This is a genomic window from Burkholderia sp. Cy-637 (genome assembly GCF_011753175.1).
Lineage (GTDB): Bacteria > Pseudomonadota > Gammaproteobacteria > Burkholderiales > Burkholderiaceae > Burkholderia > Burkholderia gladioli.
The window spans coordinates 1-26,312 of the sequence record NZ_VWWC01000106.1 but is presented as its reverse complement, the minus strand read 5'-3'; the positions used below and the strand labels follow the sequence as shown (position 1 = coordinate 26,312).

The 26,312-nt window shown below is 68.5% G+C and carries 25 protein-coding genes and 2 pseudogenes; 13 read left to right on the top strand and 14 right to left on the bottom strand.

Annotated features, from left to right (window positions below):
* Window positions 1–1,006, top strand: a pseudogene (locus F3J10_RS23905) (FecR protein); the annotation flags it as partial.
* Window positions 1,007–1,096: 90 nt separating this feature from the next.
* Here F3J10_RS23905 and F3J10_RS23900 read toward each other — a convergent pair.
* Complete coding sequence (locus F3J10_RS23900) at window positions 1,097–2,068, bottom strand: thymidylate synthase (RefSeq protein ID WP_025098994.1); 972 nt, start codon at window positions 2,066–2,068, stop codon at window positions 1,097–1,099.
* 76 nt (window positions 2,069–2,144) lie between these two features.
* Window positions 2,145–3,515, bottom strand: a complete 1,371-nt coding sequence (locus F3J10_RS23895) for a sigma-54 dependent transcriptional regulator (protein WP_025098995.1) — start codon at window positions 3,513–3,515, stop codon at window positions 2,145–2,147.
* A 539-nt stretch (window positions 3,516–4,054) separates the two neighbouring features.
* On the opposite strand from F3J10_RS23895, the gene F3J10_RS23890 reads away from it, so the two are divergent.
* The 4 genes from F3J10_RS23890 (at window position 4,055) to F3J10_RS23875 (ending at window position 8,475) form a co-directional block, all read left to right on the top strand.
* Window positions 4,055–4,384, top strand: a complete 330-nt coding sequence (locus F3J10_RS23890) for a hypothetical protein (protein WP_166914126.1) — start codon at window positions 4,055–4,057, stop codon at window positions 4,382–4,384.
* 226 nt (window positions 4,385–4,610) lie between these two features.
* Entirely contained in the window at window positions 4,611–6,047 is a 1,437-nt protein-coding gene (locus tag F3J10_RS23885) for a cell wall anchor protein (RefSeq protein WP_167243135.1), read from the top strand.
* 235 nt (window positions 6,048–6,282) lie between these two features.
* Window positions 6,283–7,869, top strand: a complete 1,587-nt coding sequence (locus F3J10_RS23880; RefSeq protein ID WP_240155696.1) for a sigma-54 dependent transcriptional regulator — start codon at window positions 6,283–6,285, stop codon at window positions 7,867–7,869.
* Between the two features lie 102 nt (window positions 7,870–7,971).
* Window positions 7,972–8,475, top strand: a complete 504-nt coding sequence (locus F3J10_RS23875; protein ID WP_167243133.1) for a dihydrofolate reductase — start codon at window positions 7,972–7,974, stop codon at window positions 8,473–8,475.
* 86 nt (window positions 8,476–8,561) lie between these two features.
* Here F3J10_RS23875 and pmbA read toward each other — a convergent pair whose 3' ends face one another.
* Window positions 8,562–9,932 carry a metalloprotease PmbA gene (pmbA, locus tag F3J10_RS23870; protein ID WP_013697034.1) on the bottom strand — a complete coding sequence of 457 codons (1,371 nt, stop codon included), beginning with the start codon at window positions 9,930–9,932 and terminating at the stop codon, window positions 8,562–8,564.
* A 160-nt stretch (window positions 9,933–10,092) separates the two neighbouring features.
* Between pmbA and yjgA the strand changes: the two genes are divergently transcribed.
* Both yjgA and mog read left to right on the top strand, forming a co-directional pair.
* Window positions 10,093–10,704 carry a ribosome biogenesis factor YjgA gene (gene yjgA, locus F3J10_RS23865; protein WP_167243132.1) on the top strand — a complete coding sequence of 204 codons (612 nt, stop codon included), beginning with the start codon at window positions 10,093–10,095 and terminating at the stop codon, window positions 10,702–10,704.
* On the top strand, window positions 10,688–11,311 hold the full coding sequence (mog, locus tag F3J10_RS23860; protein WP_167243131.1) for a molybdopterin adenylyltransferase: 624 nt from the start codon (window positions 10,688–10,690) through the stop codon (window positions 11,309–11,311). The genes yjgA and mog overlap by 17 nt, the downstream gene beginning before the upstream one ends.
* Window positions 11,312–11,381: 70 nt before the next feature.
* Here mog and orn read toward each other — a convergent pair whose 3' ends face one another.
* Window positions 11,382–11,990 (bottom strand): oligoribonuclease, encoded by a 609-nt coding sequence (orn, locus tag F3J10_RS23855; protein ID WP_167243130.1) that lies wholly within the window; start codon window positions 11,988–11,990, stop codon window positions 11,382–11,384.
* A gap of 136 nt (window positions 11,991–12,126) precedes the next feature.
* On the opposite strand from orn, the gene F3J10_RS23850 reads away from it, so the two are divergent.
* The 3 genes from F3J10_RS23850 to F3J10_RS23840 are packed head-to-tail and all read left to right on the top strand — an operon-like array spanning window position 12,127 to window position 14,698.
* Window positions 12,127–13,386 (top strand): M48 family metallopeptidase, encoded by a 1,260-nt coding sequence (locus F3J10_RS23850; RefSeq protein WP_025099003.1) that lies wholly within the window; start codon window positions 12,127–12,129, stop codon window positions 13,384–13,386.
* The gene (gene rsgA, locus F3J10_RS23845; RefSeq protein ID WP_013697029.1) at window positions 13,383–14,327 is read left to right on the top strand and encodes a ribosome small subunit-dependent GTPase A; all 945 of its coding nucleotides are present in this window, start codon (window positions 13,383–13,385) and stop codon (window positions 14,325–14,327) included. The genes F3J10_RS23850 and rsgA overlap by 4 nt, the downstream gene beginning before the upstream one ends.
* Window positions 14,328–14,362: 35 nt before the next feature.
* Window positions 14,363–14,698, top strand: coding sequence for a DUF2007 domain-containing protein (locus F3J10_RS23840; protein ID WP_013697028.1), 336 nt, complete (start codon window positions 14,363–14,365; stop codon window positions 14,696–14,698).
* 105 nt (window positions 14,699–14,803) lie between these two features.
* Here F3J10_RS23840 and F3J10_RS23835 read toward each other — a convergent pair whose 3' ends face one another.
* The 6 genes from F3J10_RS23835 to rpsP all read right to left on the bottom strand — a co-directional run bounded on the left by F3J10_RS23835 (window position 14,804) and on the right by rpsP (window position 18,987).
* On the bottom strand, window positions 14,804–15,742 hold the full coding sequence (locus F3J10_RS23835; RefSeq protein ID WP_025099004.1) for a CobD/CbiB family protein: 939 nt from the start codon (window positions 15,740–15,742) through the stop codon (window positions 14,804–14,806).
* A gap of 111 nt (window positions 15,743–15,853) precedes the next feature.
* On the bottom strand, window positions 15,854–16,543 hold the full coding sequence (locus tag F3J10_RS23830) for a CoA pyrophosphatase (protein WP_166914135.1): 690 nt from the start codon (window positions 16,541–16,543) through the stop codon (window positions 15,854–15,856).
* A gap of 91 nt (window positions 16,544–16,634) precedes the next feature.
* A complete protein-coding gene (gene rplS, locus F3J10_RS23825; RefSeq protein WP_013697025.1) occupies window positions 16,635–17,033 on the bottom strand; it encodes a 50S ribosomal protein L19 in 399 nt (132 codons plus the stop codon).
* Window positions 17,034–17,172: 139 nt separating this feature from the next.
* Window positions 17,173–17,970 carry a tRNA (guanosine(37)-N1)-methyltransferase TrmD gene (gene trmD / locus F3J10_RS23820; RefSeq protein ID WP_025099005.1) on the bottom strand — a complete coding sequence of 266 codons (798 nt, stop codon included), beginning with the start codon at window positions 17,968–17,970 and terminating at the stop codon, window positions 17,173–17,175.
* A 1-nt stretch (window position 17,971) separates the two neighbouring features.
* The gene (rimM, locus tag F3J10_RS23815; protein ID WP_167243129.1) at window positions 17,972–18,685 is read right to left on the bottom strand and encodes a ribosome maturation factor RimM; all 714 of its coding nucleotides are present in this window, start codon (window positions 18,683–18,685) and stop codon (window positions 17,972–17,974) included.
* 47 nt (window positions 18,686–18,732) lie between these two features.
* Window positions 18,733–18,987: a 30S ribosomal protein S16 gene (rpsP, locus tag F3J10_RS23810; RefSeq protein ID WP_013697022.1), complete on the bottom strand. Its 255-nt coding sequence runs from the start codon at window positions 18,985–18,987 to the stop codon at window positions 18,733–18,735.
* A 189-nt stretch (window positions 18,988–19,176) separates the two neighbouring features.
* On the opposite strand from rpsP, the gene F3J10_RS23805 reads away from it, so the two are divergent.
* Entirely contained in the window at window positions 19,177–20,418 is a 1,242-nt protein-coding gene (locus F3J10_RS23805) for a sorbosone dehydrogenase family protein (RefSeq protein WP_167243128.1), read from the top strand.
* Between the two features lie 82 nt (window positions 20,419–20,500).
* Window positions 20,501–20,959, top strand: coding sequence for a TM2 domain-containing protein (locus F3J10_RS23800; RefSeq protein ID WP_025099008.1), 459 nt, complete (start codon window positions 20,501–20,503; stop codon window positions 20,957–20,959).
* A gap of 30 nt (window positions 20,960–20,989) precedes the next feature.
* Here the strand turns inward: F3J10_RS23800 and F3J10_RS23795 are convergent, their stop codons facing one another.
* Window positions 20,990–22,108 carry a PA0069 family radical SAM protein gene (locus F3J10_RS23795; protein ID WP_025099009.1) on the bottom strand — a complete coding sequence of 373 codons (1,119 nt, stop codon included), beginning with the start codon at window positions 22,106–22,108 and terminating at the stop codon, window positions 20,990–20,992.
* A gap of 132 nt (window positions 22,109–22,240) precedes the next feature.
* Window positions 22,241–22,729: an Lrp/AsnC ligand binding domain-containing protein gene (locus tag F3J10_RS23790; RefSeq protein ID WP_013697018.1), complete on the bottom strand. Its 489-nt coding sequence runs from the start codon at window positions 22,727–22,729 to the stop codon at window positions 22,241–22,243.
* Between the two features lie 145 nt (window positions 22,730–22,874).
* Between F3J10_RS23790 and F3J10_RS23785 the strand changes: the two genes are divergently transcribed.
* Window positions 22,875–24,161, top strand: a complete 1,287-nt coding sequence (locus F3J10_RS23785) for a D-amino acid dehydrogenase (protein WP_166914145.1) — start codon at window positions 22,875–22,877, stop codon at window positions 24,159–24,161.
* Window positions 24,162–24,268: 107 nt separating this feature from the next.
* On the opposite strand, the gene F3J10_RS23780 is transcribed toward F3J10_RS23785, so the two are convergent.
* Both F3J10_RS23780 and F3J10_RS23775 read right to left on the bottom strand, forming a co-directional pair.
* Window positions 24,269–26,059 (bottom strand): acyl-CoA dehydrogenase, encoded by a 1,791-nt coding sequence (locus F3J10_RS23780; RefSeq protein ID WP_166914147.1) that lies wholly within the window; start codon window positions 26,057–26,059, stop codon window positions 24,269–24,271.
* A 107-nt stretch (window positions 26,060–26,166) separates the two neighbouring features.
* Window positions 26,167–26,312, bottom strand: a pseudogene (locus F3J10_RS23775) (electron transfer flavoprotein subunit alpha/FixB family protein); the annotation flags it as partial.

The following is a 26,312-nucleotide window of genomic DNA, read 5'->3' as shown; positions in this document are numbered from 1 at the left end:
GCCCGGCGCCGGCGCGCCGGTGGTACGCAGCGCGACTCCGCCGAACTACGCGCCTCGGCCGACCCACCTGGCCGGCACCAGCCCGGGCGCGTCGAATCAGTGGGCGATGCGCAACGTGCAGCTCGTCAATCCGCGCGGACCGGTGTTGCAGCCGGGCCGGCCGGTACCCGCCGTGAGCGCCACCGCCGGCGGCCAGCGGATGCCGCGTGAAGAGCCCGGCCGGATGCAGCAGGAGCCCGGGCAGCGTGCGGTGCCGGGTGCACCCGGTACGCCGGGCGCGGCGGCATTCGCCGCGCATCCTGGCATGGCCGTGCCGGGCAACCGGGCGCCGGGCGCCGTGGCAGCGGGCAATGGCGTGCCGCGGCCGCCCGCCGAAATTGGCCGGGAAGGCGTGCCCGGGGGACGTCCCGGCGCGAGCACGCAGCCGGCCTGGACGCAGCCGCACGCGCCGATCGAACAGCAGCGCGCGGCCGGCCAGTTCCGGCCAAACGAAGCACCCGGAGCGCGAGAGAATGCGCAGCCGCATGCCGCGACACCGGGCGCGCCCGCCATCTTCGGCGGCGGACGCCCGGCCGCTCAGCAGGCAGAGCCCTCACGTGGGCCGGGCTTCGTTCCGCAGCCGCATGCGCAGCCCGAGCAACCGCGAGTGGAAGGAGCGCGCGCCGAAGCGGCCCAGCCGCGCGTCGAACCTCGTGCCGAACCGCGTGCGCCGACGCCCCAGCCAGCGTTCGCCCGGCCGCCCGAGCGCCAGCCAGCACCGCAGGTCGAGCGGCCGCAACCGCACTTCGAAGCCCCGCAAGCCCCGCGTGTCGAGGCACCTCGCATCGAACGGCCCCAGCCGCATTTCGAACCGCAGCAGCAACCGCATTTCGAGCGACCCGCCGCGCCGCCGCCGGCACCGCATTTCGAGCGCCCGGCGGCACCGCCGCCGCACGTCAAGGCGCCGCACCAGGCACCGGTGCAGCACGCGTCGCCAGCACCGGGGCGACAGGAGCCGCGTCATTGACCGCCACGCGTCTCGCGCATGCACCGACGGATACAAAAAAGCCCGCGCCTCCAAGGCGCGGGCTTTCCAACTTCACGAGCGCAGCCGCGTTCAGACCGCCATCGGCGCGGTCAACGGCGCGTGGTGCCGATAGCCTTCCAGCGAAAAATCGGTGGGCTCGATGCGCTCCAGCCACTCCGGCTCGTAGACGCCCGTCTTCGCGTATTCCGGCACGCGATCGGCGATCGCCAGGCGCGGGCTTTCATAGGGCTCGCGCTCGAGCTGCTGGTTCAGCATGTCGAGCTGGTTCTCGTAGATGTGCGCATCGCCGATGAAATAGGTGAACCAGCGCGGCGTGTAGCCGGTCAGCCGGCCGACCAGCGACAGCAGCGCGGCGCCCTCGGTGAGGTTGAACGGCGTACCGAGGCCGACGTCGTTGCTGCGGATATACAGGCACAGCGAGATCTCGCGCGTGACCGGGTTGGGCAGGAACTGGTAGAGCAGATGGCAGGCCGGCAGCGCGATCTCGTCGAGCTTCACGGGATTCCAGCCATGGAACAGGATGCGGCGGCTCGACGGGTCGCGCATGATGGTGTCGAGACAGTCGCGCAGCTGGTCGATCGCCTTGTACAGCAGCACCTGCTGCGCGCCCTCTTCCTCGAAGCGCGTGACGATGCGATAACCGCGCGCCAGCGCATCCTCGATCTGCCCGGTGGCCTGCGCGTCGAGCACCTTGTAGCCGGGCCAGCGCCGCCATTGCACGCCATAGACGTCGCCGAGATCGTCGAGGCCGCTGCGATAGGGATTGGCCAGCCAGGCGGCATTGTCGTTGGCGTTGGCATCCCAGACCTTGCAGCCGAGCGCGCGGAACTCGGCCGCGCTGCGCGAGGCGCGCAGGAAGCCGACCAGCTCGCCGATCGCCGACTTGAACGCCAGCTTCTTGGTCGTGACGGCCGGAAAGCCTTGCTGGAGGTCGAAGCGCAGCATCGCGCCGGGCATGCTGATGGTGCGGATACCGGTACGATTTTCCTGCCAGGTGCCGGTGTCGAGGATGGAGCGGACGAGATCGAGATACTGTTTCATGCGGGTTCCTTCGGCCGCGAGCGCGGCCGCATCCCGCAATTCTAGCAAGCCTCTCGCCGCCGGGTCGGCGGCCGGCTCAGCCGACGGCCGGCACCGCCAGCCCGACCAGGTCCTGCTCGCGCTCGCGCATGCCGTGCGCGACCATCAGCCGGTACAGCGTGACGCGCGACACGCCCAGCTCGCGCGCCGCATCGGCGAAGCGCCCGCGATGACGCAGCAGCGCGATCTCGATGGCGCGCCGCTCGGCGGCCTCGCGCGCGGCCAGCAGGGACACCGGCTCGGAGGCGACGAACTCGCCCAGCTCGAGATCGGCCGCCGTGATGGTGCGCCCTTCGGCCATCACCACCGCGCGCCGCACCCGGTTGATCAGCTCGCGCACGTTACCGGGCCAGCCGTAGTTGTGCAGGGCGGCGATCGCGTCGGGCGCGAAACCGCGCAGGCGCCGGCTCGCATCGCCGCGAAAGCGCTCCAGCATATGGCGCGCCAGCACCTCGATGTCCTTGCCACGCTCGCGCAGCGGCGGCTCGACCACCTTCAGCACGCACAGCCGATGAAAGAGATCCTCGCGGAAGCGCCCGGAACGCAGCGCGGCTTCCATGTCGACATGGGTCGCGCAGATCACCCGCACATCGACGGCAATCGAGGCATGGCCGCCCAGCCGCTCGATCCGCCCTTCCTGCAGGAAGCGCAGCAGGCTGGCCTGGCTCTCCAGGGGAAGATCGCCGATCTCGTCGAGGAACAGCGTGCCGCCATGCGCGGCCTCGACCCGGCCGATCTTGCGCTGGGTCGCGCCGGTGAAGGCGCCGCGTTCGTAGCCGAACAGTTCGGACTGCAGCAGATGATGCGGGATCGCGCCGCAGTTGATCGCGACGAAGGGCGCCTCGGCACGCGCGGAACGCTCGTGTATCGCCACCGCGGTGAGCTCCTTGCCGGTGCCCGATTCGCCCGCGATGAATACCGGCGCATTGGTGGAGGCGACCTTGCGGATGGTGCGGAACAGCGCCAGCATCGCGTCGCAGGCGCCGACCATCTCGCCCTCGCCGCGCGCGGGCGAATGCGGCGGCTCGGTCAGCCGGATCATGCCGTAGGCGTGCCCGACCGATTCGACGATGCGCTCGCGATCGCAGGGCATCGTCACGTAGTCGAAGCAGTAGTCGCGCACCAGCCGGCGCAGCGCCAGGTCCTGCATCTGGCCGGGGCCGGTGGCCGCGATCCAGCCGACGTTCGGCGTGGTCAGGCAGGTCTCGACGTCGCCCAGGTCGTTGGCCGCGACGCCGCCCGAGACATCGAGCAGCCCCCCGGCCGTGCCGCCGCGCGCCGCGGCGCGCCGCAACTCGCGTGCCGAGTCGACCACGTCGACGCGCCAGCCGCGCGCATCGAAGCAGCGTTGCAGTTCAGCGCTCGGGTCGCGCGAAAAATAGATCAAATGCCTAGTGCCGATTTCCATCGCACCATCCTTCGTCCGATTCCGGCACGCGTGGCGACGCGTGCATCCACGGGATCGAACGAAACCTCACGGGATGGGGGTCGTACGATCCACGCGTCCTGTTGCAGACATTGAAGTCTCCCCGGCAATAAGGCGCATATCTTCTATCGGCCGCGACCCGTCGGCCTTGATGGGTACTGCTTTGTTCTTGTGCTGTTGTCCTGCCGGTGCAAGCCAATCTACGCCGACTCCACCCGCCACAGCTTTAACTTTTGTGAACGATCGTCGCGGCTTTTTTTGGTGTGCCGCTGACGATTCGTCTATCGAAACCCGCTTCGCGACAAGGCTGCGAATACGTTTGAATCAGTGTCAGCGCTTTCGCATCCCTTGAGTATCCGAAGTAATCCGTACGAGGCGCGTTTCAGAACTGAAACACTTTCGCGAATCCGCCGGCCCTCGATGCCCGTCTTTCACGACGCGAGCCTTGCGCGGCGCCCCTTGCGCGAAGGTGGCACGCATTTCGCTCCATCAGCGGCATGCCAGGACACGAGATCCGCCCCATGAGACGACATCCCCGAACCCAGGCCGGCCTTGCGGTGTTGATGGCGCTGCTGTCGTTCGCGGCGCTGGCCGAGACGGACGGCGACGCCGACCCGGCCGCGGCGATGCCGTTGCGGTTCGGCCACCTGCTCGACGATACGACGCTGGCCGCGCAGCACGGCCGCGCGGTCGGAACGTCGATGCTGGTGGCGGTGGCCGCCACCCTGCGCACGGGCGGCGGCGCGGTCACGCTGTGGGACGAGATCGCGCCGCCCAGGCCGTCGGTGCCGTTGCCCGCCGGCGCACCGCGTCCGGTGCAGGGCAGCCGCATCAGCTACCTGCGCCGCTGAACCCGGCGCGATCGCAGTTCGATATCGAGGGAGTCGAGATGAAGTGCGCCGCAACCTGGCCGAGCCGCATCGATCATTTCGTCATCCGAATAATTTTATCGGGCGCCGGCCGGCTGCCCGTCGCGGTTCGTATCGTCGATCGCAGCTCGGCGATACCGCTTTTCGTGTCTTGTCCCCCGGCAGGCACGCTTTTTATTCCGCAGTCCATTTCAACCTGGAGATCCGCATGAAGCGCACCGTCATCGCAGCAGCCATCCTCGCATCCACGGCCGGCTCGGCCTACGCGGCCGACGCCCACCTGTACGACCTGACTGCCGTGACCGAGGCGGTCGGCGTGTTCGGCGTGGTCGGCCTGTACGGCGCCGCCCACGTCACGAGCAGCGCCGGTGCGCTCATCAACAACAACCAGGCGGTGGTGCTGAACCACGTCTCGCTCGAGCCGCTCGCGCAAAGCTATACCAAGGGCGCGGTGACCACCAGCGTCGACAATGTGTCGGCCAGCACCCGCGTGCAGGGCTCGTCCTATCGTGCCTCGGCGCAGAGCGCCTCGTTCGATGCCTCGATCCAGACCGCCTCCTCGCAATCGAGCTCGCGCAGCGGCAGCAGCTGGATCGCGGGCGGCGCGTACAACACCGCGTCGGCCCAACAGAGCACGACGCTCGACCAGTCGTCGAGCCTGCATCAATCGGGCAACAGCGGCGGCTCGGCCTTCATCGCCGGTGGGGCGGCCGGCGCGGCCGGTACCAGCCAGTCGGCGCAGCTCAGCGGCTACTTCCTGCCGGGCCTGTTCGGCTTCGTGGCGGGCGGCAGCGCCTCGCAGAACGAAAGCGGCTACATCGTCGGCGGCGCTGGCGCGATCTGGGGCGGCACGTCCTACGCGAATGCCTCCGGATCGACGCAGCAGCATGCCGACGCGAGCAGCAGCAGCACGCAGGCCCGCTTCGGCACGGCCTGGAGCGCGGGCGCGACGCGCAGCGAGGCTCATGACAGTTCGAACGCTTCCATCTCGCGACAGGAGCACGCGGAATCGTCGCGCGCCGCGGCCTGGGGCTACAGCAGCACCTACGACTCGACGCGCGTGGCCACCACCGGCAGCCTCACCCAGGTCGTCGACACCGAACAGCCCGGCACGCTGACGGCCACCACCGGCAACAGCGCCGCCACCGGCGTGAAGGGCAACCTCGGCATCAACCTCGCCGAAGGCATCGACAACGTGCAGAGCAACGACGTGTCGCTCGCCTCGGTCGACATCGGCAACGTGTTCGGCAATGCGCAGATCTTCAGCAACCAGTCCTCGGCCGGCCATGCGCGCATCGACAACTTCGTGCTCAATGCCTCGCTCGGCGACGGCTCTCTCGCGCAGGCCTCGGGCAACGTGGGCGTGAACGTGACGGTCGGCATCGGCAACGTGCAGAACAACAGCCTGGCCGGCTCGATGACCACCGCCAACGCAGCCCAGGCCAGCACGGTCGCGATGCTCGCCACCGACGACAACACCCAGGTGGCGGGTGCCGCCATCAACGGCCGCTTCGTCGGCACCGCGATGCTCGGCGCCAACACGCTCACCGGCGCGACCGGCAACATCGGCGTGAACATCGCCGGCGGCGCGGGCAACCTGCAGCACAACGGCCTGGCGATCGCCGCGCTCAACAGCGGCCACTGAGTGCCGCCACGGCGTCGCGCACCGCGTGACGCCGCTGCATCGAAACCGGCCCGGGTCGCGCGCAGGCGCGTCACGGGCCGCCTCGTCGCGACGGCTCCCGGGCCGCGTGCGGCGAGGCATTCCATAACGGGAGCACCGCCATGGCCATGGCACGCCGCAAGGCATTCGCGCGTATCGAGCCCCGCTCTCGCGGGCGGGCCACACCGCACCCGCTCCCTGGCCGCCGGAACCGATGATGCTCGACTCCGACACCTCGCTGTCGGCCGGCCCGTTCATCGCGCCGCCGCCGATCGTTCCCGCGGAGTCCGTGATGCGTCCGCTCGTCTATCTGTCGCGCACGCCCGATGCCGCGCTGGTCGCCCACCTGCGCGCGCGCGGCTGGCAGGTCCAGGTCTGCCGCTCCGCGCAGGACACCGTCCGGCGCCCGGGGCAGGACGCCACCAGCGCCGGCATCGTCGATCTCGATGCCTTCGCGCCGCGCGAACTGGCCGCGCTCGAACGCGCGCTGCGCCAGCCGCGGATCGGCTGGATCGCCCTGACCGGCGAGGCCCGCCTGGACGAGCCGGCCGTCAGGCAACTGATCCGTCAGTATTGCTTCGATTACGTCAGGCACCCGGCGCCGCCCGCCACGCTCGACTACCTGGTCGGCCATGCCTACGGCATGATCGCGCTGGGCGAATCCGAGCCGTCGACGGCCGCGGCGGCGGGCGGCGACGAGCAGATGGTGGGCAGTTGCGAAGCCATGCAGCAGTTGTTCCGCACAATCCGCAAGGTCGCCTCGACCGACGCACCCGTGTTCATCGCGGGCGAATCGGGCACCGGCAAGGAGCTCACCGCGGTGGCGATCCACGAGCGCTCGGCGCGCCGCAAGGCTCCCTTCGTCGCCATCAACTGCGGCGCGATCCCCCACACGCTGCTGCAATCGGAACTGTTCGGCTATGAGCGCGGCGCCTTCACCGGCGCGACCCAGCGCAAGATCGGCCGGGTCGAGGCCGCGCATGGCGGCACGCTGTTCCTCGACGAGATCGGCGACATGCCGGTCGACAGCCAGGCCGGCCTGCTGCGCTTCCTGCAGGAAGGCCGCATCGAGCGGCTCGGCGCGCGCGAGTCGATCGCCGTCGACGTGCGCGTGCTGTGCGCCACCCATGTCGATCTCGAGGCGGCAGTGCGCGACGGACGCTTCCGCGCCGACCTCTATCATCGGCTGTGCGTGCTGCGCGTCGACGAACCGCCGCTGCGCGAGCGCGGCGGCGATATCGACCTGCTGGCGCGCCATGTGCTGCGCAAGTTCGGCGGCGACGGGGTACGGCGCATCCACGGCTTCACCGAATGCGCGCTCGACGCGATGCGCCGCTATCCCTGGCCCGGCAACGTGCGCGAGCTGATCAACCGGGTGCGGCGCGCGATCGTGATGGCCGACGGGCGGCTGTTGTCGGCGATGGACCTCGATCTCGGCGACTACGCCTCGCAGCAGGCCGTCACGCTCGCCGACGCGCGCGAGAGCGCCGAGCGCCGCGCGATCGAGGCCGCCCTGCTGCGCCATCGCCATCGGCTGACCGACGCGGCGCTCGAACTCGGCATCTCGCGCGCCACGCTGTACCGGCTGATGGACGCCCATGGCCTGCGCGAGATGGCTCATGGCGACCTGACGCGCGGGGCGAACGACGACGGCCATGAGGCGCCGGGGCCGGGCGAGACGATGGGCGGCGGGAAGGCCGATGGGATGGCCGAGGACGCAACGGCTTCCGGCCAGGGAGGCCCCGACGCGTCTCGCGAAGACGACGGCGGGGACGACGGCTCAGGGGAGCCGCCTCGTCGCTGAGCGGACCCAGCGGTCGATGAAGCCCGAGCAGGCCGCGCGAGCCTTGCCGCGGCAGGCGATCCGGTAGAATCTCTCGCTTTGCAGCCTGCTCCGGATATCGTCATGACCACCCTGACCCTGATCGTCGCGCGCGCCCGCAATGGCGTGATCGGCCGTGACAACCAGCTCCCCTGGAAGCTTCCCGAGGACCTGGCCTTCTTCAAGCGCACCACCATGGGCGCGCCGATCGTGATGGGCCGCAAGACCCACGAATCGATCGGCCGCCCCCTGCCGGGGCGCCGCAACATCGTGGTCACGCGCGATGCGGCACGCCGTTTCGAGGGCTGCGAGACGGTCGGCTCGCTGGCCGAGGCACTGGCCGTGGCCGCGCGCGACGGCGCGGCCGAGGCTTTCCTGATCGGCGGCGCGCAGCTCTATGCCGAAGGGCTCGGCCAGGCCGACAAGCTGATCGTCACCGAGATCGACGCCGATTTCGAGGGCGATGCCGCCTTCCCGGCACCGGATCCGGCCCGCTGGCGCGAAGTCTCGCGCGAGACGCATCATGCCGGCGCGCCCAACGACTTCGACTACGCCTTCGTCGGCTACACGCGCCTGGCCCCGGCCTGAGGCCACGCCGCGCCCACAAAAAAACGGCGCCGCATCGAGCGGCGCCGTTTTCGTTCAAGGCTGGCGGGCGGCTGCCCGCCGCGGTCTCACTGCCCCGCGATCGTCATCTGCTCGATCAGCACCGAACCGATTTCCTTGGTGCCGCGCACGATGGTGTCGGCGCCGATCGCGACGATGTGGCGGAACATCTCCTGCAGCGTGCTCGCCACCGTGATCTCCTCCACCGGGTACTGGATCACGCCGTTCTCGACCCAGAAGCCGGCCGCGCCGCGCGAGTAGTCGCCCGTCACGTAGTTCACGCCCTGCCCCATCAACTCGGTCAGCAGCAGGCCGGTGCCGAGCTTCTTGAGCATCGCGTCGAAATCGTCGCCGGCGCGCGTGTTCGTGCTGCGCAGCGCGAGGTTGTGCGAGCCGCCGGCATTGCCGGTGGTCTGCGTGCCGAGCTTGCGGGCCGAGTAGGTCGACAGGAAGTAGCCTTCCACCACGCCGTCCTTGACCACGCTGCGCGCGCGCGTGCGCACGCCTTCCTCGTCGAACGGCGCGCTGCCCATCGCGCGCGGCACGTGCGGATCCTCGACCACCTGCACGTGCGGGGCGAACACCGGCTTGCCGAGGCAGTCGACCAGGAAGCTGGTCTTGCGGTACAGCGCGCCGCCGCTGGTGGCCTGCACGAAGGCGCCGAGCAGCCCGGCCGCGAGCGGCGCCTCGAACAGCACCGGCACCTTGCGCGTATCGAGCCGGCGCGAGCCCATGCGGGCCAGCGCGCGCTCGGCGGCGTAACGGCCGACCGCCTCGGGCGCGGCGAGGTCGTCGGCATTGCGCTTGGAGCTGTACCAGTCGTCGCGCTGCATGTGGCGGCCGCTGCCGGCGATCGGCGCGCAGGCCACGTAGTGGCGCGAATAGGGATAACCGGCGAGGAAACCGCGCGAGGTGGCCAGCACGAACTGCGAATGCTGGGCCGAGACGCTCGCGCCCTCGGAATTGCGGATCTGCGGGCTCACCGCGAAGGCGGCGTCCTCCGAGCGGCGCGCGATCTCGACGGCCTCGTCGGCCGACAGCGCCCAGGGATGGTAGAGATCGAGGTCGCGCGGCTCGGTCTCGAGCAGTTCGGCCTCGGCCAGGCCCGCCGCCTCGTCCTCGGCCGTGAAGCGCGCGATGTTGTAGGCGGCCGCCACGGTGTCCTTCAGCGCGGCCGGGGAGAAGTCCGAGGTGCTGGCATTGCCGCGCTTCTTGCCGATGAACACCGTGACGCCGACCATCTTGTCGCGATTGTGTTCGATGGTCTCGACTTCGCCGCGCCGCACCGACACCGACAGGCCATCGCCTTCCGAGATTTCGGTCGCCGCGTCGGACGCGCCGAGCGCCTTCGCGTGCCGCAGGATGTCCGAGGCGATTTCTTTCAGTTGCTCCTGCGTGTGCGGGAAATGGCGCGCGGGTGCGTCGGTGTGAGCAGGCATCGTCGTGTTGTCCGGTGGCGGGCGGGTCGCCCGCGTGGTTCGAAATAGGCGTATCCCGCGATCATAGCAAGGTCCGGCGCCGGCTACCTATCCAGGCCCCGCCCCTGCCCGGAACCATCGCGCGACCGGCCGGGGCCCGCGCCGCGATACAATCTCGCCCATGAACCGCAAAACCCGTATCCAATCGATCGAGCATGGCGACGACGACGCCGACCATGGCTACGATCGCCCCAGCAAATCCCAGCTGAAACGCGAGATGCACGCGCTGCAGCAGCTCGGCCGCGACCTGGTCGAACTGCCCAAGGACGCCCTCAAGCGCATGCCGATGCCGGAAGCGCTCAACGACGCCGTGCGCGAGGCGCGCCGCATCACCGACCACGAGGGCAAGCGCCGCCAGATGCAGTACATCGGCAAGGTGATGCGCTCGCTGGTCGAGCCCGAGATCGAGGCGCTGCGCACCGCGCTCGACACGCAGCGCGGCGTGAACAAGGCCGCCACCGCGCGCCTGCACTGGATCGAGCGCACCCGCGACCAGTTGCTCGCCGACGACGAGGCGCTCACGCGCTTCATCCGCGACTACCCGGCCGCCGACGCCCAGGAAGGCCGCACCCTGATCCGCAACACCCGCAAGGAAGCCCAGATCGGCAAGCCGCCGCGCTATTTCCGCGAGCTGTTCCAGTGGATCAAGACCGTCAGCGGCAAGCCCGGCGAGGATGCCGAAGGCGAAGGCGAGCACGACGACGAAGCCGAGCACGATGACGACGAATCGTAAGCACCCCGACGAACTGATCGTCGGCCTGGTCTCGATCAGCGACCGCGCCAGCCGCGGCGACTACCAGGACCAGGGCATCCCGGCGCTGGAGGCCTGGCTCGGCGGCGCGCTGGTCTCGCCCTGGCGGGCCGAGACGCGCCTGATCGCCGACGAGGCGCCGCTGATCTCGGCCACCCTGGTCGAGCTGGTCGACGTGGCCGGCTGCGACCTGGTGCTGACCACCGGCGGCACCGGCCCGGCGCGCCGCGACGTGACGCCGGAAGCCACGCTGGCGGTGGCGACCCGCGACATGCCGGGTTTCGGCGAACAGATGCGCCAGATCAGCCTGCGCTTCGTGCCGACCGCGATCCTGTCGCGGCAGGTGGCGGTGATCCGCGAGACGGCCGATCATGCCGCGCTCGTGATCAACCTGCCGGGGCAGCCGAAATCGATCAAGGAAACGCTGGAAGGCTTGCGCGACGAGGCCGGCAAGGTGGTGGTGCCGGGCATCTTCGCCGCCGTGCCCTATTGCATCGACCTGATCGGCGGCCCCTACATCGAGACGCGCACGGACGTGACGGCCGCGTTCCGGCCCAAGAGCGCGCAGCGACCGCCGCGCGAAGCCTGAAGGCCGGCCAGGGCCGGCTGAATCCGGCTCAGAACGGCGGCAAAGCGGCCCTTCGGCCGCCCCGCCCGGCTCAGGCGTCCGCGGTACCGGCGCTGGCCGCCGGAATCAGGAAATGCTCGCGGTAGTACTTGAGCTCGTCGATCGACTCGTGGATGTCGGCCAGCGCGGTATGCATCGCGCGCTTCTGGAAACCCTTGTAGATCGCCGGCTGCCAGCGGCGGCACAGCTCCTTGAGGGTGCTGACGTCGAGGTTGCGGTAATGGAAGAAGCTTTCCAGCTCGGGCATCCAGCGCGCCATGAAGCGGCGGTCCTGGCAGATCGAGTTGCCGCACATCGGCGACTTGCCCGGCGACACGTATTGCGCGAGGAAATCCTGGATCTGCGCGGCCGCCTCGGCCTCGCTCACGGTGGAGGCGCGCACGCGGTCGATCAGGCCCGAACGGCCGTGCGTCGACTGGTTCCAGGCATCCATCCTGGCGAGCGTCTCGTCGCTCTGGTGGATCGCCAGCACCGGGCCTTCCACGGTCTTGTCGAGCGTCGAGTTGGTGACGACCACGGCGATCTCGATGATGCGGTCGCTATCCGGGTTCAAACCCGTCATTTCCATGTCGAGCCAGACGAGATTGAGCTCGTTGCGCACGAGCGTGGCCTGGCCGGCGGATTCGGGGAGTTCGGTCATACGGTTTTCCTGGAAGATCGGCAGCGGCGAGCGCCCTGCCATGGCGGCCGAAGCCTGTTCGAGGTCCGATGAGCGGGCCCCGACCGCAAGAACATATAATTCTCGCATAGATACCACTGGCCACTGGCCTCCCCCGATGTCCGCCTACCCGTTCACCCTGCTGTTCGCCGCCGCCATCCTCGCGATGGTCGGCACCAAGCTCTGGCTCGCCACGCGCCAGATCCGCTTCGTGGCCGCCCATCGCGGCGCGGTGCCCGCCCAGTTCCGCGACACCATCCCGCTCACCGCGCACCAGCGCGCCGCCGACTACACGGTCGCGCGCACCCGGCTGACCATGCTGCAGATCGTCGCCGGCGCGGTGCTGCTGATCGCGCTGACGCTGTTCGGCGGCGTCGGCGCGATCGACCACGCGCTGCGCGGCTGGCTCGGCGGCGGCTACGGCCAGCAGATCCTGCTGATCGCGGCCGTGCTGCTGATCACCAGCGCCGTCGAGATCCCCTTCGACTACGTGCGCCAGTTCGGCATCGAGGGCCGCTTCGGCTTCAACCGCATGACGCGCAAGCTGTTCTTCGCCGACCTGGCCCGCAATACCGCGGTCGGCGCCCTGCTCGGCCTGCCGCTGCTGTTCGTGGTGCTGTGGCTGATGAACCGCGCCGGCCCGCTCTGGTGGCTGTGGACCTGGATCGTCTGGGTCGCCTTCCAGATGCTGGTGCTGGTGCTGTATCCGAGCTTCATCGCGCCGCTGTTCAACAAGTTCGAGCCGCTCGGCGACGAGGCGCTGCGCGCGCGCATCGAGGGCCTGATGAAGCGCTGCGGCTTCGCGGCCAAGGGCCTGTTCGTGATGGACGGCAGCCGCCGCTCCGCGCACGGCAACGCCTACTTCACCGGCTTCGGCGCCGCCAAGCGCATCGTGTTCTTCGACACGCTGCTGGCGCGCCTGTCGGGCAGCGAGATCGAGGCGGTGCTGGCCCATGAGCTGGGCCACTTCAAGCGCCGCCACATCGTCAAGCGCATGCTGGTCACCTTCGTGCTGAGCCTCGCGCTGCTGGCCCTGCTGGGCTGGCTCGCCGGGCGCACCTGGTTCTATACCGGGCTGGGGGCCCTGCCCTCGATGGCGGGCAGCAACGCCGGCCTCGCGCTGACGCTGTTCTTCCTGGCGGTGCCGGTGTTCCTGTTCTTCGTCACGCCGCTGAGCAGCATGAGCTCGCGCAAGCACGAGTTCGAGGCCGATGCCTTCGCGGCCAGCCAGACCGACCGGCAGGACCTCGTCAACGCGCTCGTGAAGCTCTACGAGGACAACGCCTCGACGCTGACGCCGGACCCCGTCTATACCGCCTTCTACTACTCGCATCCGCCCGCCTCGCAGCGGATCGACCGACTGCTGCGCCCGGCATGACGCGCGGCCGTCAACAAACGCCGGCTCGTCCGGCCAAGGGCGGCGCCGAGCGCCTCGGCGGCCGCGTGATCGCCGCGCACGGGCGCCATTACCTGGTCGCGCCGGCCGACGGCGGGCCGATGCTGCAGTGCTTCCCGCGCGGCAAGAAGAGCGAGGTGGCGGTGGGCGACCGGGTCGTCTACGAGCGCAGCTCGGCCGACCAGGGCGTGATCGTCGAGATCGAGACGCGCCGCAACCTGCTCTATCGCTCCGATCAGTTCAAGTCCAAGCTGTTCGCGGCCAATCTCGACCAGTTGCTGATCGTGCTGGCCACCGAGCCGTATTTCAGCGAGGACCTGCTAGGCCGCGCGCTGATCGCGGCCGAGGCGAACCAGCTCAAGCCGATCGTGGTGCTCAACAAGATCGACGTCGAGGCCGCGCTGCCGGTGGCGCGCGAGCGGCTCGCGCCGTATCGCGAGCTCGGCTACGACGTGGTCGAGCTGTCGGTGAAGGGCGCGCCCGAGGCGACGCTCGAACAGTTGATGCCGCGCCTGGCCGGCCATTCGACGATCCTGCTGGGCCAGTCGGGGATGGGCAAGTCGACCCTGGTGAACCTGATCGTGCCCGAGGCCGAGGCCGCCACGCGCGAGATCTCGGCGGCGCTGAACAGCGGCCGCCACACCACCACCTTCACGCGGCTCTATCCGCTCGCCGACGGCGGCGCCCTGATCGATTCGCCGGGTTTCCAGGAGTTCGGGCTCTACCACCTGACCGAAGGCCAGTTCGAGCGCGCCTTCCCGGAATTCCGGCCGCTGCTGGCCGATTGCCGCTTCTACAACTGCCATCACCTGCACGAGCCGGGCTGCGCGATCCTGGCGGCCGTCGAGGATGGGCGGATCGCGAAATCGCGTCATGCGCTGTATGCGCAACTGGTCCACGAGGCCAGCCAGATCGTGCGCTGAAGGCGCACGCTGCCCGCCCCGCCCGCCTCGCGTCGATGCGCTTCACCGCCCCCGACCTCGCCACCGCCCACCACTGGGTCAATGTGCTGGACGCGGCCGGGATCGGCTGCGAGTTGCACAATCGCTTCGCGACCGGCGCGCTGGGCGGGCTGCCGCCCGATCAGTGCGCGCCCGAGATCTGGCTGCACGACGAGCGCGACACGGCGCTGGCGCGGCGCATCCTCGAGGCGGCGCGCTCGGGACCGCCGGCGGGCGCGACGCGCTGGCGCTGCGGCGGCTGCGGCGAGGTGCTCGACGCGCAGTTCACGGCCTGCTGGCATTGCGGGCGAACCCGCGATCCGCGTGACGAGGAAGCCGGACCGGCGGATTGAGCGCCGGCTCGAGCGGCGGCCCGGAAACGAAAAAGCCGGCTTCGCGTGAGCCGGCTTTTTCGTTGGGGAGGCGCTGCCGCCTCCCGGCCATCGTCGTGCTGGCGCTCAGGACACCCAGACGGCGAGCGTGAGCATCAGCAGCAGGATCATCCAAAGGATCACGGCGCGCCAGACCAGGCCGACCGCCGATTGCAGGGTGCGCGGCGTGCAGTCGTCGCCGACCGACAGCGGGCCGCTGTCGCCCACCGACAGGGCATCGACGCTGGAAGGCTCGGCCAGCGGACCGGCCAGCCGCGCGCCCAGCGCACCGCTGCCGGAGGCCAGCAGCACGCCGTCGTTCGAATCGGGCCATTGGCGCGTGTGGTTGCGCCAGGCGTAGATCGCATCCTCGAAATTGCCGACGATGGCGAAACCCAGCGCGGTCAGCCGCGAGGGAATCCAGTCGATCACGAAGAAGGCGCGCTGCGCGAAATTCGAGAACGCCTCGGTGCGATCGTCGGTCGGCACCGACCAGCTGCGCGACAGGTATTCGGCGATCCGGTACAGCACCGCGCCGGCCGGGCCGAACGGCAGCACGAACCAGAAGAACACGCCGAACACGTGCCGGTGCGAGGCCACCACGGCGTGGATCAGCGTATGACGGACGATCTCGCCGACCGGCATGTCGACCGTGTCCATGCCGGTCCATTCGGCCAGCACCTCGCGCGCACGCGGCACGTCGTCGTTGTTGAGGGCGAGATGGATGTCTGTGAAGTAATGGCTGAACTGGCGGAAGCCGAGCGTGAAATAGACCACCACCACGTTCCAGACGAAGGCGAACGCGAAGCTGAGCTTGAACAGCAGGTAGTAGACCAGCGCGACCGCCAGCACCCAGGGCACCACCACCACCAGCCAGGCCAGCACGCCATGCTTCTTCTTGCCGGCGTCGAAACCATGCGCCGCGGTTTCCGCATGGAACTGGAACAGCGCGAAGACCGGGTTACCCGGCGACAGCGCGCGCACCTGCTCGATGATGAGGGCGAGGAGAACCGAAAAGAAAGTCATGCGAAAGGCCGTGCCGTTCTGGGTTATACGATTTTTCGCATAACGATAGCACAGCGGACCCGCGCGAGGGTTCGGGTCCGCCTCGTCGGTTCGGCTCGTGCGGGCATCGGTTCAGGGCTGCGCGGCAAGGAAACGGTACAGATTGCGCAACATGCCGGCGGTTGCCCCCCAGATGAAGTAATGGCCGTCGTCGCGCCCGTTCGGATAGGGCATCGCAAAAAAACGACGCTCGCCGCCTTCCCACTTGAACAGGCGCACTTCATGACGCTCGGGCGCCATCAGGAAGGCCAGCGGCACCTCGAAGATCTCGGCGACCTCGAGCGTGTCGGCTTGCACGGTGAAGGGCGGATGCACGATGCCAACCACCGGCGTCACGCGATAGCCGGTGCCCGTCAGGTAGTCGGGCAGCGCGCCCAGCACCTCGACGTGCTCGCGGTCGAGCGCGATTTCCTCGCGGGCCTCGCGCAGCGCGGTGGCGGTCGAATCGGCGTCGCTAGGTTCGTGGCGCCCGCCCGGGAAACTGATCTGCCCGGGATGGTCGGTCAGGTGATCGGCGCGCTGTGTCAGCAACACGGTGAGGCCATCGGCACGCGCCACCAGCGGCACCAGCACGGCGGCGATGCGCGGATCGCCCTGCTCGCCCAGGCGCGCCTCGGCCGGCTCCTGCGTCCACGCGTGATGTTGCGCGAAACGCTCGCGCAAACCCACCGGCGTCAGCACCGAATCGGGAACGCGCGGCAGGCCGGCGCCCGTCGATTCGACGGGCAGCACTTCGGGGTCGATGATCGGGCGACGTATCACGGGGGGGCGCTCGCGGAAAAGTCTGACGGAAACCGTATTGTCGCGCCGGAATAAAAAAAGCACCCGGGTGGGTGCTTTTTCCTTACAGCATTTACGCCTGCTCTTGCTGGGTAGCTGCCGTGCGATCCTTCGACACCAGCTTTTCCTTGATTCGAGCCGACTTGCCCGAACGCTGACGCAGGTAGTACAGCTTGGCACGGCGGACATCGCCGCGACGCTTGACGACGATGCTCGCGAGCAGCGGCGAGTACGTCTGGAACGTACGCTCGACGCCTTCGCCCGACGAAATCTTGCGGACGATGAAAGCCGAGTTGAGGCCACGGTTGCGCTTCGCGATCACGACGCCTTCGTAAGCCTGAACGCGCTTGCGGTTACCTTCCACCACGTTCACGTTCACGATCACCGTATCGCCGGGGGCGAATTCGGGGATCGTCTTGCCTGCGAGCGCGCGCTCGATCTCTTCCTGCTCAAGTTTTGCGATCAGATTCATTACTGACTCCCAATGCCATCTTGTCGGCGTTTGCGCCCGTCCGTTCCCGGACTCGGCCCCGATAGAGGATGGATTCACAACTGGCGCCGCGCACGCGTGCGCGACACCGCCTTGGTTCCCGGAGCACCGCCGGAACGCCTCAGGTCGAGGCCTTCCTCGCGGCCTTCGCGAGACTTGCGAGCCAGGCCTCGTCGGCCCGACTCAACAACTGCTGGCTGCGCGCCCGTTCGATCAGGTCGGGGCGCTTCAACCACGTATTGCGCAACGCTTCCTGGCGCCGCCACTTCTCGATTTCCGCGTGATGGCCGCCGAGCAGCACATCGGGCACGCGCACGCCGTCGTATTCCTCGGGACGCGTGTAATGCGGGCAATCGAGCAGGCCATCGACGAAGCTGTCCTGCACGGCCGATTGCGCGTCGTTCAGCACACCGGGCAAGAGCCGCACCACCGCGTCCATCAAGGCCATCGCCGGCAGTTCACCGCCCGACAGCACGAAATCGCCGAGGCTGATTTCCTCGTCGACGCAACGATCGAGCAGACGCTGGTCGATCGCCTCGTAGCGGCCGCAAAGCAGCACCACGCCGGGCTCGTCGGCCATCCGCACCACCCGTTCGTGGGTGAGCGGCGCGCCTTGCGGCGACATCATCACGACCCGCGTGGACGCGATCCCCTGCTCCGCCTGCGCGGCCTTCGCCGCGCCGATCGCCGCTTCCAGCGGCTTGGCCAGCATCACCATGCCGGGGCCGCCGCCGTAGGGACGATCGTCGACCGTGCGGTAATTGTCGGTCGTGAAATCGCGCGGGTTCCACGTGCGCAAGCCGAAACGCCCCTGCTTGACGGCCCGGCTGGTGATACCCCAGTCGGTCAGCGCATGGAACATCTCGGGAAAGAGCGTGACGACATCGAACTGCATCGCGCGCTCCTTTGCGTCGTTCATTTCAGTAATCGGCTTCCCAATCGACGACGATACGCTTCGCCGCCTGATCGACCGTCTTCACGTACACGCCGACGAACGGGATCAGCCGCTCGCCGCGCACGGGCTTGCCATCCTTGCCGCTGGCCGGATAGTCGACCCGCATGATCGAGTGCACGCCGTTGTCGATCATGTCACCGACGCGACCGAGTTCGACACCCGCCTCGTTGACGACATCCAGGCCGATCAGGTCGACCCAGTAGAATTCGTCCGCGTCGAGCGCCGGGAAATCCTCGCGACGCACGTAGACGCGGTAGCCACGCAAGGCCAGCGCCTGATCGCGATCGGCCAGGCCGGCCAGATGCGCGACGACGGTATCGCTGTGGAACTTGGATTGCGTGATGCTGACTGCCAGGCGCTCGGCGCCCTTCTCGAACCACCAGGTACGGGCCTTCAGCAGCGCATCGCCGCCGCGACCGGCACCGGCATGCGGTGCGATCTTGACCCAGCCCTTCAGGCCGTAGGCATCGACGATCGCGCCGACCTCGACCGCATCGTCGGGCCAGGACTGCGCCGCGGCGAGGCGTTCCGAGCTCGGGACCGGCTTGTCACCTGCTGCCTCCGGCTTCGCGCCACCCTTGGCGGGTGCGCGCTCCGACGGCTTGCGGACGAACACGCCAAACGTGGAGGCTTCGCGTGTGCCGCGCTTTGCATCACCGGATGAATCGTGACCGGACATTCAGACCACCTCGCGGCCGCGACCACCGGAAAACGGCGCCATATGACTTAGGCGGCCGGTTGTGCCTTTGCCGCTTCCTTCACGAGGCGGGCGACGGTCGGCGACAGTTGTGCGCCAACGCCTTGCCAGTACGTCAGGCGATCCTGGGCGATACGCAGCGATTCGCCCTTGGTGGCGACCGGGTTGTAGAAGCCGACGCGCTCGATGAAACGGCCGTCACGACGGTTGCGCGAATCGGTAGCGACGATGTTGTAGAACGGGCGCTTCTTCGAGCCGCCGCGAGCCAGACGGATGATAACCATATGAAGTCCTTCGGAAAACCGGGTTCGAAACTGCTGAAACACGCGATTATAGCTGGAAACCGACGGCATAACAAACACTTACCGTACAAAAAAGCGCGGGGCCCCGAAAACCCGGCCCGCTGCCGATTCCCGCCCGAGCGCCTACACTTGCTGGACCGTGCCGCCGCGCACGCTCTTCCCGGATCGTCCATGCGCGCTCCAGCCCCCCGCCTCGTCCCACGTGTCAGCTCACGCCTCTCGGCGCGTCTCGCGCCTACCAGCCGCCGCTTCGCCGCCGCGCGGCGGCGCCTGCGGGCCGCCGGCGCCGCCTGCCTGGCCGCCTGTCTGGTCCTGGCAACAAGCCTTGCCGAAGCCGCGCCGCCGCCCGTCGAACGGCTCAAGCTGCCGCCGGGCTTCCACGCCGAGGTGTTCGCGGTCGATCTCGCCAATGCCCGCGAAATGGCCTGGTCGCCGCGCGGCATCCTGTATGTGGGCTCCACCGAGGGCAGCGTGCATGCGCTGACGGTTCGCGACGGCCGCGTGGTCGCGCGCCACGTGGTGGCCAGCGGGCTGGAGATGCCGGTCGGCGTGGCCTGGCGCGACGGCGCCCTCTATATTTCCGCGATCTCGCGGATCCTGCGGCTCGACGGCATCGACGAGCGGCTCGACCAGCCGCCCAAGCCCGTGGTCGTCACCGACAAGTTGCCGAGCGAGCGGCAGCATGGCTGGAAATTCATCGCCTTCGGGCCGGACGGCAAGCTCTACGTTCCGGTTGGCGCGCCCTGCAACATCTGCGAACCGGATCGCGACCGCTACGCGATGATCGGGCGCATGAACGCCGACGGCAGCGACTACCAGAACTTCGCGCGCGGCGTACGCAATACGGTGGGCTTCGACTGGCACCCCGTCACGCACGAACTCTGGTTCACCGACAACGGCCGCGACATGCTCGGCGACGACGTCCCCGACGATGAACTGAACCGAGCCCCGCGCGCCGGCCTCGACTTCGGCTATCCCTATTGCCACGCCGGCGACGTAGCCGACCCGCAATACGGCAAGGGCCACCCCTGCAGCGGCTTCACGCCGCCGGCGCTGAAGCTGGGCGCGCACGTCGCCGCACTCGGCATGCGTTTTTATACCGGCTCGATGTTCCCGGCCGACTATCGCAATGCGATCTTCATCGCCGAGCACGGCTCCTGGAACCGCAGCAGCAAGTCCGGCTACCGCGTGGTGCGCGTGAGCACCGGCCCCGACGGCGGCAAGCCACGCATGGAGGTGTTCGCGCAGGGCTGGCTGCAGCCGGGCGAGCAGGTCTGGGGACGCCCGGCCGACGTGCTGCCGCTGCCCGACGGCTCGCTGCTGATCAGCGACGACTACGCCAACGCGATCTACCGGATCACTTATACCGGGCACTTAGCGCGGTCGGGTGACCGACCCTCCATCGCATCGTAGAATGGCTGACGGCATCGCCCCGGTGGCGATGCCGCCCTGAACCTCGAAAGCCCCATTCGCGCCGCCCCTGCCCCGGTCCGCCATGCCATCCCAGTCGCCGCGTTTTCGCTCGAAGACCCTCGCCGCCGCCCTTGCCTTCCTGTTCGGCTCGCTCGGCGCGCATCGCTTCTATCTATATGGACAGCGCGACCCGGTCGGCTGGGCGCACCTGCTCGGCGTCGTGCTGGGCGTGCCGGGCCTGCTGCTGCTCGTCGCCACCGCACGCGCCTCGCTGCTCGGCTGGTGCCTGGCGGTGCCCGGCGCGATCTCGCTGTTCGCCGCCTTCCTGACCGCGATCGTCTACGGGCTGCGCGCCGACGAGAAGTGGGATGCGCAATTCAATGCGCAAAGCGAGCAAAGCAGTCGCTCGGGCTGGACCGTGATCTTCGTGGTGATCTTCTCGCTGCTGATCGGCGCCTTCCTGCTGATGACGGCGCTGGCGCTGTCGTTCCAGACCTACTTCGAATCGCAGGTACAGGCCGCCAGGGAGCTATCGCAATAAGCGGCGAGACAAGCAACCGAGACAAGCTGCCTAGAACAGGCTCAGTTGCGGCGTGGCCGGTGCCTTCGGCCGCTCGGGCGCGCGGAACTGCGTGAAATCGAGGATGCCGCGCGTGCGCTCGTTGAGCCCGAGACGCTTGACCGCCTTCTGGAAGCGCTGCTTCAGCAGGTCGGCCCACAATCCTTCCCCCTTCATCCGGCTGGCGAAATCGGACTCGTAGTCCTTGCCGCCGCGCATGTCGCGCACCCGCGCCATCACACGCTCGGCCCGATCGGGGAAATGCGCGCCCAGCCACTCGCGGAACAGCGGCGCCACCTCCCAGGGCAGGCGCAGCACGATGTAGCTCGCATGGGTGGCGCCGGCCTCGAAGCAGGCCTCCAGCACGCGCTCCATGTCGGGCTCGGTGACGAACGGGATCACCGGCGCGATGCTGACCCCGACCGGCACGCCCGCCTCGGCCAGCGCGCGGATCGTGCGCAACCGACGCGAAGGCGTGGCCGCGCGCGGCTCCAGCGCGCGCGCCAGATCGGCGTCGAGCGTGGTGATCGTGACGGCCGCCATCACCTGGCCGCGCTCTGCCATCGGCGCGAGCAGGTCGAGATCGCGCTCGATCAGCGAGGACTTGGTGATCGCCGCGAAGGGCTGGCCGTGATCGTGCATCACCTGGATCACCTCGCGCGTGATGCGACGCTCGCGCTCGCAGGGCTGGTAGGCGTCGGTATTGACGCCGAGCGCGATCGGCTCTGGCACGTAGCCGCGCTTGCCGAGCTCGCGCTCCAGCAGTTCCGCCGCATTGACCTTGGCATAGATCCGGCTCTCGAAATCGAGGCCCGGCGACAGGCCGAGGTAGCTGTGGGTCGGCCGCGCGAAACAGTAGATGCAACCATGCTCGCAGCCGCGATACGGATTCAGCGAGACATTGAAGGGAATATCGGGCGAGGCGTTGCGCGTCAGGATGCTCTTGGCGCGCTCGTCGAACACCTGGGTGCGCAGCGCGGGACGCGCCTCGTCGTCCTCGCCGAGCCAGCCGTCGTCGACACCCTCGCGCTGGTCGGTCTCGTAGCGGCCCTGCAGGTTGCCCACGGCGCCGCGCCCCTTGCGCGGCACGGGCGGCGCCACCGGATATTCGGTATCGGATCGATCGCTCATCACGCCTCTTCGTCACGGCAGGCGCAAGCGAAATATTGCCGCGCCAGATACTGTGTATTTATACAGTATTCCGACGTGCGCTGCCAAGCCGGATTCCGGCCGTTCGACGATTCGGGCGCGGGCCGGCCGCGATCAATCGTCGACGGCGATGCTCAGCGTCTCCTTGATCTCCTCCATCACCACATAACTCTTCGACTGCACGGCCCCAGGCAGCTGCAGCAGGATGTCGCCGAGCAGCTTGCGGTAATCTGCCATCTCGCCGATGCGGGCCTTGATCAGGTAGTCGAAATCACCCGACACCAGGTGGCACTCGAGCACTTCGTCGATCTTCATCACCTCGCGACGGAACTGCTCGAACATGTTGCCGCTCTTGTGGTCGAGCGTGATCTCGACGAACACCAGCAGCGCCGCGCCAAGCTGGGCCGGGTCGACGCGCGCGTGATAGCCGGTGATCACGCCATCGCGCTCCATGCGGCGCACGCGCTCGATGCAGGGCGTGACGGTCAGGCCGACCTGCTCGGCCAGGTCCTTCATCGCCATGCGGCCGTCCTGTTGCAGCAGGCGCAGGATCCGGCGGTCCAGCTTGTCCAGCGCGCGTACCGGTTGACGTTGAGTTCTCATGCTGTTTTTTCTGAAAATCGAAAAAATACAATAACAAAAACTGGGACGTCGACAATACCATAGCGAAAAAAACCAGGTCGGAACGTGCAGGCAGTGGCGTGGCAACGCCCCCGGCGGGTTCCGCTTTTTTTCGTCTGGAGCAGCTATGCGTGTGGTGATTCTGGGAAGCGGCGTGGTGGGCGTGACGAGCGCGTATTATCTGGCACGCGCCGGCCATGAGGTGACGGTGATCGATCGCGAGGCGGGCCCCGCGCTCGAGACGAGCTTTGCCAACGCGGGCCAGATCTCGCCCGGCTACGCCGCCCCCTGGGCCGCGCCCGGCGTGCCGCTGAAGGCCGTCAAGTGGATGTTCGAGAAGCATGCGCCGCTGGCGATCCGTCTGGACGGCACGCGCTTCCAGTTGCAGTGGATGTGGCAGATGCTGCGCAACTGCACCGCCGAGCGTTATGCGGTCAACAAGGGCCGCATGGTGCGCCTGGCCGAATACAGCCGCGACTGCTTCCAGGCGCTGCGCGCCGACACCGGCATCGCCTACGAAGGACGCACCGGCGGCACGCTGCAACTGTTCCGCACCCAGGCGCAATTCGACGGTGCCGCGAAGGACATCGCGGTGCTGCGCGACGCGAACGTACCGTTCGAACTGCTGACGGCCGACCAGTTGAAGAATGCCGAGCCGGCGCTCGCCGCGGTCTCGCACAAGCTGACCGGCGGCCTGCGCCTGCCCGGCGACGAAACCGGCGACTGCCAGTTGTTCACCACGCGCCTGGCGGCGATGGCCGAGGAACTCGGCGTGCAGTTCCGCTACAACACGCCGATCGACGCACTGGCGATCGCCGGCGGCCGGATCGCCGGCGTGCAATGCAGCGGCGAGCTGGTGCGCGGCGATGCCTACGTGGTCGCGCTCGGCTCGTATTCGACGCGCTTTCTGTCGAACATCGTCAAGATCCCGGTCTACCCGCTCAAGGGTTATTCGATCACGGCGCCGATCGTCGACGCGGCCGCCGCGCCGGTGTCGACCGTGCTCGACGAGACCTACAAGATCGCGATCACGCGTTTCGACTCGCGCATCCGCGTGGGCGGCATGGCCGAGATCGCCGGCTTCGACAAGCGCCTGAACCAGGCCCGTCGCGAGACGCTCGAAATGTGCGTCAACGACCTGTTCCCGGGCGGCGGCGATACCTCGAAGGCCAGCTTCTGGACCGGCCTGCGCCCGATGACGCCGGACGGCACGCCGATCGTCGGCCGCACCCCCGTGCCGAACCTGTTCCTGAACACCGGCCACGGCACGCTGGGCTGGACCATGTCCTGCGGCTCGGGCCAGTTGCTGGCCGACCTGATGTCGGGCAAGAAGCCGGCGATCCAGGCCGACGACCTGTCGGTCCACCGCTATCTCGACGAGACCGTCGGCAAGCCGCGCCCCGCCTACGCCTGAGCACGTCATAGCACTGGCTCGATGCAAGAAGGGCACCCGCAAGGGTGCCCTTCTTCATTTTCGCGTCCCGCCGAGCCGCCGGCCCCGGCAGGACAAAACAGCCTTCCTCAGAACTGGTCCTCGGTCAGCGCCAGCACGCTGTCCTGGCCGGTCGCGCTGACGATCGACGCGGCAATCGCCGGCGCCTGCACCAGCACGTGCTGGGCATAGAACTGCGCGATCGCGATCTTCGCGTCGTGGAAGGCCGGATCGTCCGCGCGCCGTGCCTGCGCGGCGAGCAACGCGCGTCCCATCTGCCAACCGCACAGCACGATGCCGGCCAGCTTCAGGTAGGGAACGCTGCCGAGGAACACCGCGTTCGGATCGCCCTTGGTGTTGGCGACCACGAACTCGACCGCGGCCGCCAGCGACTTCGCGCCGTCGGCGAGATGGCGGCGCATCGCGGCGAAGGCCGGCGTGTCCTGCGCGCCGAGCGCCTCGACGGTCTCGTCGATCCCGGCGAGCAGCGACTTCGCGACGGCGCCGCCGTCACGCACGGTCTTGCGGCCCACCAGGTCGTTCGCCTGGATCGCCGTGGTGCCTTCGTAGATCGCCAGGATGCGCGCGTCGCGATAGTACTGCGCCGCGCCCGTCTCCTCAATGAAGCCCATGCCGCCGTGCACCTGTACGCCGAGGCTGGCGACCTCGTTGACCATCTCGGTGCTCCAGCCCTTCACGACCGGCACCAGATACTCGTAGATGGCCTGGCGACGCGCGCGCTCGGCTGCGTCGGGATGCGCGTGCGCCTGGTCGCTGTGCGCGGCGGCGACATAGGCCAGCGCACGCGCGCCTTCGGTCATCGCGCGCATGGTGCCGAGCATGCGGCGCACGTCGGGATGATGAATGATGGTGACCGACTGCTTGGCCGAGCCGTCCACCGGGCGGCTCTGCACGCGCTCCTTCGCGAACGCGGCGGCCTTCTGGTAGGCGCGGTCGGCCACGCCGATGCCCTGCATGCCGACGCCGAAGCGCGCGGCGTTCATCATGATGAACATGTATTCGAGGCCGCGGTTCTCCTCGCCGACCAGGTAGCCGATCGCGCCGCCGTGATCGCCGTATTGCAGCACCGCGGTCGGGCTCGCCTTGATGCCGAGCTTGTGCTCGATCGACACGCAATGGACGTCGTTGCGCTCGCCGAGGCTGCCGTCTTCCTTGACCAGGAACTTCGGCACGATGAACAGCGAGATGCCCTTCACGCCCTCGGGTGCGCTCGGCGTGCGTGCCAGCACCAGGTGGACGATGTTGTCCGCCATGTCGTGCTCGCCCCAGGTGATGAAGATCTTGGTGCCGAACACCTTGTAGCTGCCGTCGCCCTGCGGCTCGGCGCGCGAGCGCACCAGCGCGAGGTCGGAGCCGGCCTGCGGCTCGGTCAGGTTCATGGTGCCGGTCCACTCGCCCGAGATCAGCTTCGGCACGTAGCGCGTCTTCTGCTCGTCGGTGCCGGCCGTCAGCAGCGCCTCGATCGCGCCGTCGGTCAGCAGCGGGCACAGCGCGAAGGACAGGTTCGAGGCGTTCAGCATCTCGATGCAAGGCGTGGCGATCAGCTTGGGCAGGCCCTGGCCGTCGTACTCGGTGGGATGCTGCAGCCCTTGCCAGCCGCCCGCCACGAACTGGCGGAAGGCTTCGCCGAAACCGGCCGTCGCCGTCACGGCGCCCTGGCTCCATGAGCTCGGCTGCTTGTCGCCTTCGACGTTCAGCGGCGCCAGTACCTCGCCGCAGAACTTCGCCGACTCGTCGAGCACGGCCTGCGCCGTGTCGAAGCCGGCATCCTCGAAGCCGGGCAGCTTCGCGACGTCGTCGATGCCGGCCAGCTCCTTCATCACGAACAGCATGTCCTTGACGGGCGCGATATAGCTCATGGTGCTCCTCTCCTCTGTCTGCTTATGGGTAAAAAAAGGGGCGCTTGCCGCGCCCCTTGGTCGTGGTGCTCAGCGCCTCGTCACCGATGCGCGATGCCGCCCGCGGCTCAGCCGAGCGCGGACACCAGCTCCGGCACCACCGTGAACAGGTCGCCGACGATGCCGTAGTCGGCCACGCTGAAGATCGGCGCTTCCTCGTCCTTGTTGATCGCCACGATCACCTTCGAGTCCTTCATCCCGGCCAGATGCTGGA